Annotated in this window: 12 protein-coding genes; 6 read left to right on the top strand and 6 right to left on the bottom strand. The window is 50.1% G+C overall.

Going from position 1 to position 17589, the window contains the following annotated elements; translation table 11 throughout:
• The first annotated feature begins 268 nt into the window (after positions 1 to 268).
• From A5320_RS05050 to A5320_RS05080, 6 genes are all read left to right on the top strand, one after another.
• The gene (locus tag A5320_RS05050; protein ID WP_068061741.1) at positions 269 to 1513 is read left to right on the top strand and encodes an efflux RND transporter periplasmic adaptor subunit; all 1245 of its coding nucleotides are present in this window, start codon (positions 269 to 271) and stop codon (positions 1511 to 1513) included.
• On the top strand, positions 1513 to 4623 hold the full coding sequence (locus A5320_RS05055) for an efflux RND transporter permease subunit (protein WP_068061743.1): 3111 nt from the start codon (positions 1513 to 1515) through the stop codon (positions 4621 to 4623). The genes A5320_RS05050 and A5320_RS05055 overlap by 1 nt, the downstream gene beginning before the upstream one ends.
• 19 nt (positions 4624 to 4642) lie before the next feature.
• Positions 4643 to 5254 carry a TetR/AcrR family transcriptional regulator gene (locus A5320_RS05060; protein ID WP_068061745.1) on the top strand — a complete coding sequence of 204 codons (612 nt, stop codon included), beginning with the start codon at positions 4643 to 4645 and terminating at the stop codon, positions 5252 to 5254.
• A 230-nt stretch (positions 5255 to 5484) separates the two neighbouring features.
• Positions 5485 to 6105, top strand: coding sequence for a 2OG-Fe(II) oxygenase (locus A5320_RS05070; protein WP_082971541.1), 621 nt, complete (start codon positions 5485 to 5487; stop codon positions 6103 to 6105).
• A gap of 216 nt (positions 6106 to 6321) precedes the next feature.
• Complete coding sequence (locus tag A5320_RS05075; protein ID WP_068061752.1) at positions 6322 to 7179, top strand: energy transducer TonB; 858 nt, start codon at positions 6322 to 6324, stop codon at positions 7177 to 7179.
• Between the two features lie 145 nt (positions 7180 to 7324).
• Entirely contained in the window at positions 7325 to 9490 is a 2166-nt protein-coding gene (locus tag A5320_RS05080; protein WP_197489983.1) for a TonB-dependent receptor, read from the top strand.
• A gap of 356 nt (positions 9491 to 9846) precedes the next feature.
• Here the strand turns inward: A5320_RS05080 and A5320_RS05085 are convergent, their stop codons facing one another.
• The 6 genes from A5320_RS05085 to lodA form a co-directional block, all read right to left on the bottom strand.
• Positions 9847 to 10857 (bottom strand): hypothetical protein, encoded by a 1011-nt coding sequence (locus A5320_RS05085; protein ID WP_068061758.1) that lies wholly within the window; start codon positions 10855 to 10857, stop codon positions 9847 to 9849.
• Between the two features lie 2 nt (positions 10858 to 10859).
• Positions 10860 to 11897 (bottom strand): hypothetical protein, encoded by a 1038-nt coding sequence (locus A5320_RS05090; protein ID WP_068061762.1) that lies wholly within the window; start codon positions 11895 to 11897, stop codon positions 10860 to 10862.
• 1 nt (position 11898) lies between these two features.
• A complete protein-coding gene (locus tag A5320_RS05095; RefSeq protein ID WP_068061764.1) occupies positions 11899 to 12555 on the bottom strand; it encodes a pentapeptide repeat-containing protein in 657 nt (218 codons plus the stop codon).
• A 1030-nt stretch (positions 12556 to 13585) separates the two neighbouring features.
• Positions 13586 to 13912: a low molecular weight protein tyrosine phosphatase family protein gene (locus A5320_RS05100; protein ID WP_197489984.1), complete on the bottom strand. Its 327-nt coding sequence runs from the start codon at positions 13910 to 13912 to the stop codon at positions 13586 to 13588.
• A gap of 316 nt (positions 13913 to 14228) precedes the next feature.
• Positions 14229 to 15434: a lysine-epsilon-oxidase maturase LodB gene (gene lodB, locus A5320_RS05105; RefSeq protein WP_082971542.1), complete on the bottom strand. Its 1206-nt coding sequence runs from the start codon at positions 15432 to 15434 to the stop codon at positions 14229 to 14231.
• Positions 15435 to 15439: 5 nt separating this feature from the next.
• Positions 15440 to 17464: a CTQ-dependent lysine 6-oxidase LodA gene (gene lodA, locus A5320_RS05110; RefSeq protein WP_068061769.1), complete on the bottom strand. Its 2025-nt coding sequence runs from the start codon at positions 17462 to 17464 to the stop codon at positions 15440 to 15442.
• Positions 17465 to 17589: the final 125 nt, after the last annotated feature.

A 17589-nucleotide genomic window follows, 5' to 3' on the forward strand; every position in this document is an offset into this window, starting at 1 on the left:
TATCGCAACTGAACCGTCCAGAAGTTCACTGCGAAAAAAATAACCGTAAATTGTGTCGTTTATGCAGTTAGCCCGGCAGTCCAGCGCCAGACAGCATGCCTGTAAGCTGCTGTCGACTTCTTTCATACTCACGTGGCAAATGCCGCCGTTTTATTCATTCCACCACGACCAAACCACAAATCCTCGGGTTGGCGTCCCTAAGAAAGCGCTTGCTCAATTTAGCATCAAAACGTAGAATGATCGTTCATTCTAAAGTTGGAGTCCGGTTATGTCATCATTAAATTCCCTTTTGCCGAAGCGCAGCGCTCTGCTGAAACCAGTGGCGGCAGCGCTGCTTGGCGCTTTTTTGTTGCAGGCCTGTACCGAAGCAGCTGCACCGAATGCCGCAGCAGCACCGGCGCCGGTTGAAGTGGGTGTGGTGACATTAGCGCCACAACAAATCACCTTAAATACCGAATTACCGGGCCGCACTGTCGCCTGGCAACTGGCGGAAATCCGACCACAAGTGGGCGGTATTATTCTGAAACGCTTATTCACTGAAGGCAGCGACGTCAAAGCCGGTGACACCTTATACCAAATTGACCCAGCCACTTTTGCCGCCACCAAACAAAGCGCTGCCGCTTCGTTGGCGCGCGCCAATGCCAATTTGCAGCAAGCAACTGCCAAAGCCAGTCGCTACCAGAAAATGATTGAGCAGCGACTAATCAGCCAGCAGGATTTTGACGAAGTGGCCGCCCTGCATGAACAAGCCAAGGCTGATGTGCTCGCCGCCAAAGCGCAGCTACAAAGTGCGCAGATTCAGCTCGATTACAGCAAAGTCACAGCGCCGATTAACGGCCGCATTGGTAAATCAGCGGTGACCGCAGGTGCATTGGTAAGCGCCAATCAAGCCCAAGCTTTGGCAGTCGTACAACAGCTGGACCCGATTTATGTCGAAGTGACGCAATCAAGCGCTGAGCTGTTAAAACTAAAACAAGCGCTGGCCAGTGGTGCGCTGAGTAGCGCCGGCACTGCTGTCAGCCTGAAGCTCGAAGATGGCAGCACTTATCAACACAAAGGCACCTTGCAGTTTAGCGAAGTCAGCGTCGATGCCAGCACCGGCTCGGTGGTGCTGCGCGCCGAATTTGCCAACCCGGATCTGTTGTTATTGCCGGGCATGTACGTGCGGGCGACGCTGGAAACCGGCATCAACACCGCCGCCATTCTGGCGCCACAACGCGGTATTAGCCGTAACGCCAAAGGTGAAGCAACTGCACTGGTGGTGAATGCTGCTGGTACTGTGGAGCCTAGATTGGTGAAAGCGAGCCGGACAGTTTCCGTAAACGGCGGCGCAGCTGATCAATGGCTGGTTGAAGAAGGTTTAGCCGCTGGCGATCAACTCATCGTTGAAGGACTGCAAAAAGTCCGGCCAGGCGCGCCAGCCAAAGCAGTGCCATTTAACGCGACTGTTAATGCGACAGCAGCCACGGATCCCAAGCCTGCTGGGCAAAACAAAGCCACAGGAGCGAACTAATGAGTCGATTTTTTATTGACCGGCCGATTTTCGCCTGGGTCATCGCCATTGTGATCATGCTGGCCGGGGTGCTCGCCATCAACGGCCTGCCGATTGCGCAATATCCGTCGATCGCGCCACCTGCTATTAGCATCACCGCCAGCTATCCTGGCGCATCAGCCCGTACCCTGGAAGACAGTGTCACCCAGGTGATCGAGCAAAAAATGAAAGGCCTCGACGGCTTGCTGTATATGTCGGCGACCAGCGAATCGAGCGGCACCGCCACTATTACGCTGACCTTTAGCGCCGATACCAATCCGGATATCGCGCAAGTTCAGGTGCAGAATAAACTGGCGTTAGCGACACCGTTATTGCCACAAGAAGTGCAGCGTCAGGGCGTGCAAGTAGCTAAATCAGCGCGTAACTTCCTGCTGGTGATGGGGTTTGTGTCAGAAGATGGCTCGATGAGCAATATCGACATCGGCGATTATGTCAGCGCTAATGTGCAAGACGTGCTGGCACGGGTCGACGGTGTCGGTGAAATTCAAATGTTCGGCAGCCAATACGCCATGCGCATTTGGTTAGACCCGGCCAAACTCGCCAACTATAAATTGATGCCATCGGACATCAGCGCGGCCATTGTGGCGCAAAATGCCCAGGTGTCGGCCGGTCAGTTGGGTGGTTTACCAGCAATTAGCGGCCAGCAAATGAATGCGTCTATTACCGCACAAAGTCGGCTGCAAACCACCGAACAGTTTGGCAATATTCTGCTGCGGATCAATACCGACGGCTCGGCCGTGCGGTTATCCGATGTCGCCCGAATTGAACTTGGCGGCGAAAGTTACCAGATTTCAGCCCGTTACAACGGCAAACCAGCCACCGGCTTAGGCGTCAAATTAGCCGCTGGCGCTAATGCGTTAGCCACTGCCGATGGCGTCAAAGCCGCCATTGAAACCATGCGCCCGTATTTTCCGGCCGGTTTACAGGCGGTGGTGCCTTATGACACCACGCCTTTTGTGAAGATCTCGATTGAAAAAGTGGTGAAAACGCTGCTCGAAGCGATCGTACTGGTCTTTCTGGTGATGTATCTGTTTTTACAGAATTTCCGCGCCACCTTAATTCCCACCATTGCCGTACCAGTGGTGCTGCTGGGTACTTTTGCCGTGCTCTCCATCTTTGGTTATTCGATTAATACCCTGACCATGTTTGCGATGGTGCTGGCGATTGGTTTGTTGGTCGATGACGCCATAGTCGTGGTTGAAAACGTCGAACGAGTGATGACTGAAGAAGGTTTATCCGCCAAGGAAGCGACCCGTAAATCGATGGACGAAATTACCGGTGCGCTGGTCGGCATCGCCTTGGTGTTGTCAGCGGTATTTGTGCCAATGGCGTTTTTCGGCGGCTCCACTGGCGTCATTTACCGCCAGTTCTCGATTACCTTAGTGTCGGCGATGGCGTTGTCGGTGTTGGTGGCATTGATCCTGACCCCTGCCCTTTGCGCGACTTTATTAAAACCGTCTGGCCATAGCGGTGGCGGCTGGTTGGGCAAATTTTTCGGCGGTTTTAACCGTGGTTTTGATGCCGGTAATAATGCCACCCAGTCGATTGCCAGCCGGATGATCCGCCAACCAAAACGTTATTTATTGGCTTATGCGCTGATTGTGGGTGGCATGGTGCTGCTGATGATGCGCTTACCTTCGGCCTTTTTACCGGATGAAGATCAGGGCATTTTGTTTAACCAAATCATTCTGCCAACAGGCGCCACGCAACAGCGCACCTTGGAAGTGATTAAACAGGTGGAACAACATTTCCTGGTCGACCAAAAAGAAGCCGTAAAATCAGTATTTTCGGTAGCTGGTTTTAGTTTCGCCGGTCAAGGCCAGAATGCCGCTATTGGTTTTGTGAACCTGAAACACTGGGATGAACGGCAACGCGATGATTTGTCGGTGAAAGCTGTGGCCGGTAAAGCGATGGGCCGCTTTAGTCAGATTAAAGATGCGATGGTGTTTGCCTTTGCCCCGCCCGCTGTGGTGGAACTGGGCACCGCCAATGGCTTTAACCTGCACCTGCAAGACCGCGCCAATATTGGCCACGACGGGTTATTAGCGGCGCGCAACCAGTTACTGGGCATGGCATCGCAAGACAAACGCCTGATGGCAGTGCGGCCGAATGGTCAGGAAGATACACCCGAGCTGAAACTGGATATTGATCTCGCCAAAGCCGGTGCGCTGGGTGTCAGTCAGGCTGATATCAATCAGACCATTCAAACCGGCTGGGGCGCTACTTATGTCAATGATTTTATTGATAAAGGCCGGGTGAAAAAAGTCTTTGTGCAAGGCGAAGCGCCAAGCCGGATGGTGCCGGAAGATATCCAGCAATGGTATGTGCGCAATAAAACCGGTGAAATGGTGCCATTTTCGGCCTTCGCCAGCGCACATTGGAGCTTTGGCTCGCCGCGACTGGAACGTTATAACGGCCTGAGTTCAATGGAAATTCAGGGCATGGCCGCGCCAGGTTTTAGTACCGGTGACGCGATGCTGGCGATGGAAGAACTGGTGGCGAAACTTCCAAACGGCGTCGGATCTGAGTGGACTGGTATGTCGTATCAGGAGCGGATGACCGGTGATCAAGCGCCAATGCTGTACGCCATTAGTTTGTTGGTGGTGTTCTTGTGTCTGGCGGCCTTATATGAAAGCTGGTCGGTGCCTGCAGCCGTAATGGCGGTGGTGCCACTGGGGATCTTTGGTGCGTTAGTAGCGGCCACCAGCGCCAGTTTATCCAACGACATTTATTTCCAGGTGGGCTTATTGACCACCATGGGCCTGGCGGCGAAAAACGCCATCTTAATCGTCGAGTTCGCCAAAGGCCGTTTTGAACAAGGCATGGCACTGAAAGATGCAGCAGTCGAAGCCATTCGCTTGCGGTTACGGCCGATTTTGATGACGTCATTGGCCTTTATCTTTGGCGTATTGCCGCTGGCGATTGCTTCCAGCGCAGGCTCTGGCGCGCAAAATGCGCTGGGCATCAGTGTGATTGGCGGGATGCTGGCGTCCGCTGTGCTGGCCGTGTTGTTTGTGCCGCTGTTTTATGTGCTGATTGGTAAGTTTGCCAAGCCCGCACCGATTAATTAAGCAAGTTGCGGAGCTGATGATGACGACAAAAGTTAAAAAACATCAGGACCCTGCCCTGGCGCAAGCCAGGCGGGAGCAAGTGTTAACCGCCGCCGCCGATTGTTTTCGCCGTCGCGGTTATCATGGCGCCGGGATGGCCGAAATTTCCAAAACCGCCGGCATGAGCCCGGGTCATATTTACAATTATTTCGACGGCAAAGAAGCCATTATTGCCGGCATTATCGAGCAGAATATGGCGGATCTGTTTTCGTTGCTGGCCGGTTTTGCCGAGTGTGATGGCGATTTGGTACAAGCGATGGTGGATGGCGCCGATTATGGTGTGGAGAAAAACCTGGATCCGGCGTACGCCGCCCTGCAGCTGGAAATGCTGTCCGAAGCCGCGCGCAACGATAAAGTCGCCACCTTATTACGCCACGCCGACGACAGCATGCGGGCACAACTAAAACTGTTACTGGCAGGACCCCAAGGTAGCTTGCGCACCCTGCCCGACTTTGAGGTCGACGCCCGCATCGAACTGCTGGCCTCAGTCTACAACGGCCTGCTGGTCCGCGCGGTGCTGCACCCCCAGCTCGATCGCCAGCAACTATTGCAGGCGTTAAGACCCTGGCTGCGACAGTTGTTGGCGGCATAGCACAAAAGTAGTTAAAAAGTAGGGCGTCACTCACCGCGGCAGCGGTAGTGCGCCGAACTTATCGTTAGCAATACATCCAAATGAAATGCACCAACCGGCTCGTAGGGCGTCACTCACCGCGGCAGCGGTAGTGCGCCAAGCCCAAAACATCCAAAAACCCCATAACTTGACACACCCACCCAAACTCAGTACAAAGCGCTGTCCCCGGCACTTTGTATTGAGTCTCCTGTATGTCTGAATCTGTCCCCACTTTGACATCACCCAATTGGCCCACCAAAACCAACTGGGTCGACCTCATCATGCCGGACTTTTACCAACAAGGCTTAGCGATCCTGCCGCAAGCCATCCCGGCAGATTTGTGCCAGGCGCTCTTGACCGAAGTGCAACAACACACAGATTTAACCGCCGCCGGTGTTGGCCGCGCGGGGCAACTGCAACAAAACAGCGAAATCCGCCGCGACCACACCGCCTGGCTCGACGGTTCGACCCAAGCACAACAAGACTACCTCGCATTGATGCTGCAACTACAACAACAAATGAACCGCCAATGTTTCCTCGGCCTCACCCACCACGAGTGCCATTTCGCCCGCTACCGCCAAGGCGACTTCTACCAAACTCACCTCGACGCCTTTCGCGGCCGCTCCAACCGCGTACTCACCACAGTTTTATATTTAAACGACGTACCAAGCGGCGGCGAACTGGTGATTTATGACGAAAACGAAGTTGAGCTGACGCGGGTACTGCCGCAAGCTGGCTTGTTAGTGACGTTCGAAAGCGAACGTTTTCCGCATCAGGTACTACCGGCGGAATTTGAGAGGTTTAGTATTGCGGGTTGGTTTCGCAAGGATTAAATCTTACGGGGTCGCAATAAGCGGGCGCCAGGAAATCCGCCTTTTACTGAAACATGATTGTTACTGCTGACTGCTCTGTTTAATAATATGTGCTGATCCGTGCACTGCGACAATTTGTCGCACGCAGTCGCGCTGCACTGGCGCTAAAATACTGCCAGACTCAGCTTGTTAGCCCTGTCACTCTTAACCACAGTCGAAAGATGAAGCGCAACATCATTGAAGATCCGGATCTATGTCAGCAGGCACCAGCCAATCCGCGGCGATTGCAGAGAGAACAACACCTTTGTTTGCTGTCATGCCGGCTGGCGCAGTTTATACGACAAGCCACTGACCGCAGTGCTACTCTCGCTGCTGTTACACTTTGCGCTGTTCTTCAGCGTTACATACTTTCTGCCAACACCTGTGCCGAGCGCTGCCGCAATGTCGGTGCAATTTATCAGCGTATCCGTCATTCCTACACCGCCGCCGCCTCAGAGCACGGCACTCACTCAGGCCGTGACAGCAGCTCTGCCCAATACAGCGGTTGCCACATCAGCAAGGCCAACACCAGACAGCAGCCCCCCAGCGCCGATGCCCAAGCTGGCCAAGCCTGCAGTCGCCAAAACGCTGCCCCTAACTCAGTCACCAACTCAGTCACCAACTCAGCGCTCCACAACGCCCGTAGTCACGCCACAGACGTTCACTGAGCATCCGCAATTCAGAGCCAATAGCGCTCAAGCCAAGGCGGAACCTATCAAGGAACAAACAACCGCTGAGGTAAGTCCTCATTCAAAACCCACCGAACCGCTGGTGCTGGCAGTTGAGCTTGCGGTGAATTGTCCGCATCGACCGGCCCCTGTTTATTCAGCCTCAGCCCGGCGCTTGCGGGAATCAGGGACGGTGCTGGTGAAAGTGTGGCTGAGCGCCAAAGGCGAGGTGGAAGACGCACAGATTGTCGAATCGAGCGGATATGTGCGCTTAGACAAGGCCGCCCTTGCGACCGTAAACCGTTGGCGCTGCAATGCCCCCTCCCGCAACGGCCAGCCGGCACCAGCAGTGGCACTGCAACCTTTTCATTTTGATTTAAACCGATAGCCGATCGCAAATTCGGCCACCGCTGCGACAAAATGCCGCAGCATCAGCGCCGCCGGCTCTGTTTATAATTGCGCTCTCACTTTTTAAGCCGAATTAGAAAAACTCAGAGGCTCCAATGCAATCATCACATCATTCAGGCAGAACCTTGCTTCTGTCATTATCGCCGCTGGCGCTGGCCTTCGCTTCCGCCTTTTCAGCCCATGCCGCGCCAGCCGAAGAGCAAGCAAAACTGCTCCCTGCGATCGAAGTCAAAGGCAGCATCGACGAGGTGGCTTTTGGCAACACCATCAATAAAGATCATAAAAAACAGCAGTTTGCCAGCGACGATACCGCCAAATTGCTGGAAAACATGCCTGGCCTGAGTTTCTATACCGGTGGCGGCGTGTCCAGTCTGCCGGCCATCAACGGTTTGGCCGATGATCGACTGAAAATTTCGGTTGATGGGATGACCATCACGTCCGCCTGCCCGAATCACATGAACCCGGCCCTTTCTTATATTGCGCCGGTGGCGCTGAGCCATATCAATGTGTATGCCGGGGTGGTGCCGGTGAGCCAGGGCGGCGACAGTATCGGCGGTGCGATTCATGTGGTGTCGGCCGCACCGGAGTTTGCAAAACCAGGTCAAGGTTATAAAACCTCTGGCAATCTGAGTGCTTATTATCGTGGCAATGGTGATGTAAAAGGCGCCAGCGCCCGGGCGAGCCTGGCTGCTGACGATTTCAGTCTGACTTACACCGGCAACACCGTGGATGCCGGCAACTATGAAGACGGGGATGGTGAGGTTGTGGGTGCCAGCCGCTATAAAGTGCGGAATAACGCCGTCAAACTGGCGATGAAACAGGGTGATGACCTGTTTTCGCTGGATATTGGCTGGCAGGATATTCCACTGCAGGGGTTTCCGAACCAGGCAATGGATATGACCTACAACAAGAGTCTGTCGTTGAATGCCGCTTATTCGGGCGAGTTTAGCTGGGGTCTGCTGGAGACCCGCGCCTACCGGCAGAGCGTCCGGCATAAGATGGACATTCTGCCGGAAAAAGGCGGCCAGATGCCGATGGATACCGACGCCGCCGATCTCGGATATTCGCTGCTGGCAACATCATCTCTCACCGAAAATCAGACGTTGCGGTTGGGTCATGAATTTCATCAATATAGCTTAGATGACTGGTGGCCAGCCTTAGCAAATAGCTTTATGGGGCCGCACGACTTCTGGAATATTCGCGATGGCAAGCGCCAGCGTTTTGCCCTGTTTGCCGAGCTGGACAACCAGCTCAACCAGAAGTTATCGACGCAACTGGGTGCCCGCCTTGAGCAGGTGCGGATGAATACCGGTGACGTGTCTGGTTACCATAGCGCAGCAGATGGCAGTTATGGCGGCATGATGGGATCAACGCCTTACGACGACAGCACCTACAAAACCGACGCCGATGCCTTTAACGCGCAGGATCATCACACCGATGATCTGAACCTGGATCTGACCGCTGCACTACGCTATGTCAGAAACGAGACACAAACCTATGACCTCGGTCTGTCGCGTAAAACCCGCTCACCGAATCTGCATGAGCGCTACATCTGGTCCAACGAAGCCATGATGGCGGGCCTGATGAACAACTGGTTTGGTGATTTGAACTCCTACGTCGGTGATATCAATCTGGAACCGGAAGTGGCTTATAGCCTGCGAATGAGCGCAGACTGGCACGACGCCGCGGATAAAGACTGGCAGCTGAAAGTGACGCCCTTCTACACGCTGGTGCAGGATTACATCAATGTAGAGCCGAATACCAACCCCAACCCATACAATATGAGCATGCTGGTCGGCCGGCAGTCACTACGCTTTGCCAACGACGATGCCAAACTGTATGGCGTTGATGTTTCAGGCAGCAAAGCATTGGGGCAATGGGCCGGTGATTGGACAGTTCGCAGCACCATCGCCTACGTCAGAGGCAAGGCGGACAGTGGCGATAATCTCTATAACATCATGCCGCTAAATATGCGGCTTGCGCTGGAACATCATCAGGGTCCATGGCGCAGTTCACTGGAAACCGAGATGGTGGCCAGCAAAGATCGCCTCAGCACCCTGCGGGCCGAACAACAAACGGCCGGTTACGCCCTGGTTAACTTGCGCACCAGTGTCGAGCTGACCGCAACCATCCGACTTGACGCAGGAGTCGACAACCTGTTTGACCGCGCATATCGCCTGCCGCTCGGCGGACTAGAATACGCCTCAGCCGATATGATGATGGGCATAGACCCATCAACCATGCGTGGCGCAGGCCGCTCGGTCAACGCTGGCATCTCGGTAGATTTCTAGCCCTTTGAACCGAAAAAACGTAGGTGGATAAGCGAAGCGCTTTCCACCATGCGTGGCGCAGGCCGCTCGGTCAACGCTGACATCAAGGTAGATGTCTACCCGTTTAAACCGAAAAAAAACGTAGGGGCTATAAGCGCAGCACAGAGGGTTTATGATAAACCAATCCTTCACTTACAGTAGTCTGCCCTGACACGAGTCTGAGCGCCGTAATGAGCGAATAATGAACGTCAATATTCAATGCAAGCGCACAGTGAAAGTAAGAGGATTAACGATTCAATAAAGTAAGATTTTTATTTGACTCATGAACGGAATTATGAATCATTGAACGGTACTTTACGCATACAGGCACCAAATAATCAATTAGACGCACTATGAATGTTTTGATACAAGACCTTAGCGTAATCAGCTACAAGCTTCTGTCTTAATTGCCTTGGCATAACAAATTCGGGCAGCGAATCTAACTTATCCAACAGTGTTGCTTTCGAGAAAATAAACTTAGTCAGAGACGCACGATTGCCTTTCAAACTGCTAGCCGACTGGACATCGTCGGGTTCCCTCTCAGTTTCCACAATAGTTAAGTGAAGCAACTTGAAAATGACGTACTCCGCACCGATCGTTTGATTTAATTTGCCAATAAACTGCGGACTGCTTAACACTTTGAGAATACGAATCTTGTGAGCAAACGCATTGAGTTCGAGTGATTGAACAAGGTTCAAGAAGAATGGAATAAAGAATCGGGAAATTGACTTCGAAAAAGCCGTGAAATAGAAAAAGTCTTCAATGATATTTCTGAGAATATTCTCTGCGAATGCATCTTCTTCAAACGCCATATCCAAAAATATATCAACACGATGGTTATTGGTCGAGATATTCACATTACTGACGAATTGAATGTTAGAGCTAAAGTACTGACTACGTACTTCATCGGCCAAAATTGAACAGCCAATCGCTCGCATTTCTTCAATCTCTGGACGAAGATGACTCGAATCAGAAAAAAAGTTTATTCCAAAGTAATGTAGCTTAAGATTGTCAACGTCTTTCTCTGCTTTATCGCCAGCGTGAGTATACAAATATTGGTCAATACCGCAGCTCTTGTCTGTCAACACAGCATTCGAATAGACTTGCTGTTGCAACAAGGTTAGTCGAACTTCTCCAACGGTCGCTAGCAGGGAATGGATATCATGTGCAGTGATGTAACAATACTCACCCAGAAAAAAGTACGTACAACCATCTGCACCCAAGCTGGCTCTATCTTTAACACATTGCTGAAAAGAAAAAATCCAATCCGTGTAGCGTATTTGGTCATGACGAGAAAGAAGCCTCGCGCCCACCAAGCATACGACAGCAGAATAATTTGACGTACTCATAACTACTCCTCCTTTGTAAAGCGAACAAACAAGCAATACCTGTCAATGTAATGCCGCATTTTCGTTTCCTTTTGACGCTCAATAATTGAAAAATCTGATGGATGCCGCAATTGAAAATAATTCTTAAGCGTAACCCTATCGTTTTCACGCTTTACCGCTTTTTTTTGAAACACCAAGGTGTATTTTCCTGGCTTTTTGTTATCAATTTTTACTTTAAGCTTAGCCGGATTTATTTGACCTGAACGGCATCCCAGTGAATAGAGAAGGAAATCAACCAGTTGCTCTGTACTCTCAAATCGGGCCGCTGCCACATCAATCAAGTTAGCTCCTTCGAGAAACCCCTTAAACTCTAACCATTTATTTAGATATTGTTGCAGTTGCAGCCTATTTTGTAGCATGCAGCTCATCGCAAAACTGTATGACTGAGGCGCAACGTCCTGATCTAACAGCGGCGTAACAGAGGCAAAATCTTCTGGGAAATTGGTGCGATCAAAATCGAACTTCTGAGACAAGATATCAATCTTTTCCTGCCCCTCCAGACTTCCGAACAGTGCTCTAAACATACATATGTCGAGCAACAAAAAAGTTAATACTTGTTCTAATGTCTTCCAAGGAGTCGCCAAAGATTGGAGAAAAACACCAGTTTGACGGCGGACGGATATCTGCTCAGCATTTTCATCACATTTTATCAAAGAGACAATGGTAGGGGTATTCTCAGTAGGCCCTGCCTCTAAAAGAGTTTCTAGAAAATGGTCGATAACAATACGGAGTTTGTGAATGCTACTTTTCTCTAGTCTTACGTTATTAATATGACCAGTTAATGCCGAGCCTCTCCCCACGGATTTGTGCAGCCGTATATCAATACCTGAGACGTCTAATTCACCCAATATCGATATTTCATGTCCATACTTGTTAACCTTCTCAATAACATCCGAGAGCAGTACACATAACTTGTTAAAGTGTCTGCCGTTATCAGGCCTATCTGAAATGTAAAGAGCTTGTCGAGTGAGCTTGTCTTCCGTGTACGCTGGGTTACGCATCCTATTTCTCCTTAATTGAATCGTAATTGTCTAGCATGTTGTATAACTCAGGAGTGAAATTGCATTTAAAGAAACTAGCGTGCTCGAATGCCGAAGCTTGATCTTCTGATGTTGAGCATTGCGACAGATCGCACTCTCTAAAAATACAACTTTCCATAATGGGCATCGGGCCTGAAGAAGGCCATAGGGCACCCAGAAAACGGCAGCTCTTAAACACTGCGCCAGACAGGTCAGTATTAGATAGATCACATAAGCTATCGAAATCGCACTCAACAAAAACCAAGCCTTGAAAAGATAAATGACTCAGGTCGTGGTTGAAGTGGATGTTTGTCAGTACTTGTGCATCCCCCGCCGCAATCTTTATCTGTGACACGAGATCCGATTTGTTCAAATTTGATAAGTTTTTTTTGTTAAGGTAGGATTCTATCTTTTTTCTGGCGTTCTCATCGTTTCTTGCCGTCTCATTGCGGGAAAGCAACCAATAAAGTAACAGACCAAAAATTAATATGTCGAATAGCGCGCCGTGGAGTTCAACCGTAATGTTTCCCCAAAAATCTTCGTCGTAATCAAAAAATATACTTGTCACAACGACAAGAACCACTCCAAATATAATGGATACAATACTTAATGTTTTTATATATGATTTAGGAAATTCCATTACCGTTAATCCATCAACACTTATAAATCACTTAACAAGTAATTTGATCTCTGATATGCATTACCAAAATTACCGCGTTCGTGATTTCTGTACCCCAAGGTATTTCACCCGCTCGTTGCTATTATGCAAATATTAACATACACCTAATGAAACTGGTGTAACATCACTTTTTTCAAAATTTTCTCAATTTAATACTCTTAACAACGCTATCATGATCAGTCAAGCTGATATCACTTAAAACGTTTAAAAAATTGGCTCTACTGTCATTTGCAGATGACAGTAAACAGTTTTAATTATCAACAGTTGATGCGTGCAATTGAATACTCCTTACATCATACGCCGTTTGCTTTTCATTTAAGATTCCGATTATCACTGGATTTCCCACAATTTCATAAACACCCACTAAGCTAGCACTGAAAAGTAAAGTCTGCTTCTGACACATAACTACAATATAAACATGCGCGTTAATACCTATTAACGTGCATGTTTCTGCGTTCTTTCATGATTTTTACTCATACCAAGCTAACGCCGATGTACCTATACTTCAACAAGTTTTCTGAAGTCACTACATTCATATGAGGCAAAACTTATAGAGACATAACGCTAGATGGTCTTTAATTTACTCAAGAGAAATACATGGAAATTTATCCAGTGGTTCGAGTCAAGGAAAGGATTTATTATCAGAAATTTGCCGCACCACATTTGTCCATTTTTGGCACATAACACTATCTAACGATGCACTTTAATATACATTAACGTGCATCATTCAATAGACCCGTAAATCTGCAAGAATTAGCTCTGCGAACCCGTCTTACAGCTTCTGCTTATGCAACCGCCAGCCTGTACTATCAGGTTATTAACGTAGCACACCACCTACACCTTTAACAGAAACTATGTACCTTAAATGCTAGCAATTTTTGGAAAAAATTAGGAACTCACAAGTTCAATCCTTGTATTTGTCCTTTGATATTGAGCGGCAAAACTCAGGACATGCCCCTCGGGTTTAACGGCAACTAAGCGGACCAACCTCTCACCTAAATCGCACATACATAGCAACCCCAACTTCCAGCAACCTTATCAATTCAGGATCCATACAATCATAGTTGTCCGGAATATCGAGGCACACCAGTTTTTGACTGGCTAACAATGGCCTGAATTTTTTCGCCACTTTGTTGCGATGGGCTTTCTCCATCACAAAAATGATATCGCCCCATTCAATCAGATCGCCGCTGACCGGAGTTTCAGCATCAGTATTGGTGCCGCAACCAATGGCGCTGAAGCCGGCATATTTAGAAAAAACTGCTTCGCCGGTTGGGCTACGCAGGCGATTTTCACTACAAACGAAAAGTAAATTCATCAACGGGCCTGTTTTTTATTGGTTTTGATTGCACTTGAAGCTGCCCATCGGGTTTTAGTTGTCTTTGAAGGTCTTGGCTGAGGGGCAAGTCTTGCATCGTTAGTTTACAGACAGATTTGGAAACTATGTTCTCAGGTTTTTTCCTCTTTTATTTTCGTTAAACTCATTGCGACTGAATCAATCACTATTTTGAAGCAAGGTGGAAGACCCGACCTCAAATTGCCCTATCACGCCATATTCCTCTGAAAACAACCAGCAAAAACTTACCGCACTGGGGCGGCGGCAGTTTTGGATCCCGGCTTTGTTCAATAAGCGTTTACCCCAACTGCCGCCGTTGCCAAAACGGTGCATTCGACCAACGGGCTTCTGCACGATAAAAACTCTGGCGTAATGTCTGATACCCCGAAAAATGCTGATGTAAATCATGCTGGTACAGCTGTTTGGCCGCAGGGTTATTTGTTGATGCGCTATCGCGATCTGGCGGTGTTGGTACTTGTGCCAATTCGTTGATCACCAGCCTGGCGGCATGGCAAGCTGATGAAATCGCAAAGCCCAGTCCCATCGATGAAATGGGGTCAAACGCACAAGCGGCATCGCCGATTGCGATAAAATGTTCAATCTGACTGACGTCGCTGTATTGACTAGCCGCGTTACGAACCCAGGGGTGCGCCGACATGGCCTGAGCATCTGCAACTGCATGTTTGAGATGAGTTGTCTGCTGCAGTAGTTGCTGCCAGTGTTGGTGCTGATTCAGTCGCAGTTTACTGATGATATCGGCATCGGAGAAAAAAGTAGCCACATAGTGCTGGTTGGGTAATAAGGCGCCATACCACCAGCCATGCTCACAACTTTCAATAATTTGCTGTTGTGGCCGTTCCGGCTGTGAAGTCCCTGTTAGCGAAGTCCCTGGCAGTGAAAAAAACCGCCCTGCGCCCATCAGTTGATCCAGTTTATGCAGTTCCCCGCCCAGTTGACGACTCCAACTGCTACTGCGCCCTGAGGCGTCGATCACATAGCGGGCGTTGATTTGAAAAGGTGATTGCTCCGGGTGCGTGCACTGCAATATCCAGTTGGCCGCCGCATCGGCAGCGCCCTTCGTTGCAGCGCTCTTAGTCACAGAGCTCTTTGTTAAAGAGAAGTGAGTCCGTGGATAAACGCTCCCCCCACGGGCCACAATTTGCTCAAGCAAGGTGAAATCAAAGGCTTCCCGATCCAGCTGCACACTGGTATTTTCGCTACTGAATATCGCATGCCGCACCCGCGGCAAATCCGAACCCCAGTAAGCGGTATCGCCATAACAGGGCATAAAGCAATGCGCCGGAAAATCGGCTTTGGTTAGCTTCAGATACGCCAACAGCGAAAATAAACTGTCTGACACATGTTCACCCACCCGCGGCTGACTAAAATCGGATTGCTCCAGCACCACCACCTTAAGTGTTGAATAAGTTAATAAACTCAGGGCGGCGCAGGCCCCTGCCGGACCTGCGCCTACAATCACCACATCTGTATTCACAACCATCATGCCGGTTACCGCCGGGCTCTGGTGCCGGATCGTGGTAAACCTAACCCACTCTTGGCGACAGCAATAGGTTTGAAGGCGCGTTGCTCCAGGGCTTTGACCATCTGGGTCGCTCTGGCACTTTTGCCTTTCACCACTTGGGGGTTTTGCTCAATATAAAACACCGGGATGGTGGTTTCATTATCATCAGGATTGCCGCTGATAGTGCCCACACCCACTTCTTTATACGAGAAAATCTCATGATTACGTTCGGTTTCAACAAAGTACGGGTAAGCCGCATCCTGATTATTTTGATCCCGGATAAACGCCAGTGCTGACCAATGCTCAACCATCTGCACAAAGGTATTCACGCCACGGGCGTAATTCATCTGCTGGCCCGCCGGTAAATGGGAAGCGGCCTGCCCTGCGGCAGTGACATCGCCGGTTAACACATCCCATGGACTTTGTGGTGGCCACCAATAGGCATAATAGGTGGGTGGTAACGGCGTACCGTCATTTTTATTCACTTCCGGCACGGTGAAATTGACGGTTTGCACGGTACATTGGAAAAAGTCTGCTTGCCATGGACACGCCATCCGCTTGGTCAAATCACCAGGCTCACAACCGCCGCCTTCACACTCATCCCTTGAGGGCGTTAAACCAGTGCTGTTATAACCATTTGGGCCTCTTTGGTCGGAGATCCGATAAGGCGCGGCATAAATGTTCGGGTTTTGCATACTCCAGGTCACTTCAATCCCCGGACACATCGGCAGCCCGACACAATTGCCAACACTGCCCTGATCAAGTGCATGCACCGGATAGGGTTCGGCGTGGCAATCGGCATCAAAACAACCGGCCGCCCATTGGCTTAACAAAAACTGCTGGGTGGCATCCAATGCCAGAAATTTCATAATCAAATCGTTACTGACCGAATTACTGCCGGAATTGAGCGGCAACATCGGGAAATTATCTTTAAACAGCACTTGTTGCGGTTGATCAGGTGACGGATCGCCCTCTTTACTTAGCCCCCGAAAATACGAAAAATAATTTTCGCGGTTGCTTTTATTCGCCTCGCTGTTATCGGCATAATCAAACTGGCGACTGTTAAATGCCGACATAGCCTGCACATTGGCAACCCATTGATAGCGGCTCAGCCGCTCGATGATGGGCTGAATATCCCGCTGATAATTGGCGCGGTAAGCCGGGTTAAATTCCCCATTCAGGCAAAGCTGCGGTACTAAATTGTAAAAACGCACCCCCACATCAAACATGGTGTCTGACAAGGTCGAAATATTCACAATCTGCGGCGCAAAATCGGGCGAACCGACCACTACCCACGCCTGTAATTGCTCACTGCTGCCATCATTAAAAGTTACGGTGCAATACACCGGACCATCGGAAATATCATCATGCCAGGTGTTGGAGCCACCATAACTGGTTAACGGCTCATCACCACCGGCGTGGCCATAACCGCCCAAAACCACTAACCGACCGGCATCATCGGTCAGTAAATCGCCTAAGGTGGTCACCGCAGTGCCGTAGGTGACGGTGCTTGGCGGATAAGACACCGGATAACCCTGGGGTGCATTGCCTTGGTCAAAACCAATACTCTGCCGCGCGCCGCTAATGGTGCGTGGGCCTGGATCAACTATCAGTTTTTGGCGATCTTGCGGCGAGGTTTGATTCGGATTACGAAACGGCACCTGCCGGTTCGGATAACTGTTTTGTGGCCCATACAACAAGTTGCCTTTTAACTCGCTGTACTGATACCAGGCGGCTTTTTTATTGGCCAAATGCACCGTCCATTGGATCGATTGGACATTGGCACTATTGAGGGTTAGTTCTGCACCATCTTCGGCAAAGATCCGAAACGGCTGCCCCTGTCGCCGGACCCGGCCGACAGCATCTTTAAAAGTCTGCACCGTGCCCAGCGGGTTGCCATAACTATCGGCTTCAAACGGCAGTTGGCCGATGTGATCTGGCGCCAGATAAAACTGTTCAGGACTATTACCAAGCCGGGCGACACCGACTGAAGGGTGGATACACAAAGCCATAACATGCTTCCTTTGTTGGCTGTTGACGAACGTTGGTTAGCTTTGCACTTCCATAAAGCTAACCTTGCTTACTTTCAGTGATTACTTTCATTGATTAACTAAAAGGATTACCTAAAGTGATTACC

The organism is Rheinheimera sp. SA_1 (genome assembly GCF_001669775.1).
Lineage (GTDB): Bacteria > Pseudomonadota > Gammaproteobacteria > Enterobacterales > Alteromonadaceae > Pararheinheimera.

Excerpts from the sequence above, each read along its gene's own strand:
- A5320_RS05050 (WP_068061741.1), top strand. The coding sequence starts at position 269 with ATGTCATCATTAAATTCCCTTTTGCCGAAGCGCAGCGCTCTGCTGAAA.
- A5320_RS05055 (WP_068061743.1), top strand. The coding sequence starts at position 1,513 with ATGAGTCGATTTTTTATTGACCGGCCGATTTTCGCCTGGGTCATCGCC.
- A5320_RS05060 (WP_068061745.1), top strand. The coding sequence starts at position 4,643 with ATGACGACAAAAGTTAAAAAACATCAGGACCCTGCCCTGGCGCAAGCC.
- A5320_RS05070 (WP_082971541.1), top strand. The coding sequence starts at position 5,485 with ATGTCTGAATCTGTCCCCACTTTGACATCACCCAATTGGCCCACCAAA.
- A5320_RS05085 (WP_068061758.1), bottom strand. The coding sequence starts at position 10,857 with ATGAGTACGTCAAATTATTCTGCTGTCGTATGCTTGGTGGGCGCGAGG.
- A5320_RS05090 (WP_068061762.1), bottom strand. The coding sequence starts at position 11,897 with ATGCGTAACCCAGCGTACACGGAAGACAAGCTCACTCGACAAGCTCTT.
- A5320_RS05095 (WP_068061764.1), bottom strand. The coding sequence starts at position 12,555 with ATGGAATTTCCTAAATCATATATAAAAACATTAAGTATTGTATCCATT.
- A5320_RS05100 (WP_197489984.1), bottom strand. The coding sequence starts at position 13,912 with ATGAATTTACTTTTCGTTTGTAGTGAAAATCGCCTGCGTAGCCCAACC.
- lodB (WP_082971542.1), bottom strand. The coding sequence starts at position 15,434 with ATGATGGTTGTGAATACAGATGTGGTGATTGTAGGCGCAGGTCCGGCA.
- lodA (WP_068061769.1), bottom strand. The coding sequence starts at position 17,464 with ATGGCTTTGTGTATCCACCCTTCAGTCGGTGTCGCCCGGCTTGGTAAT.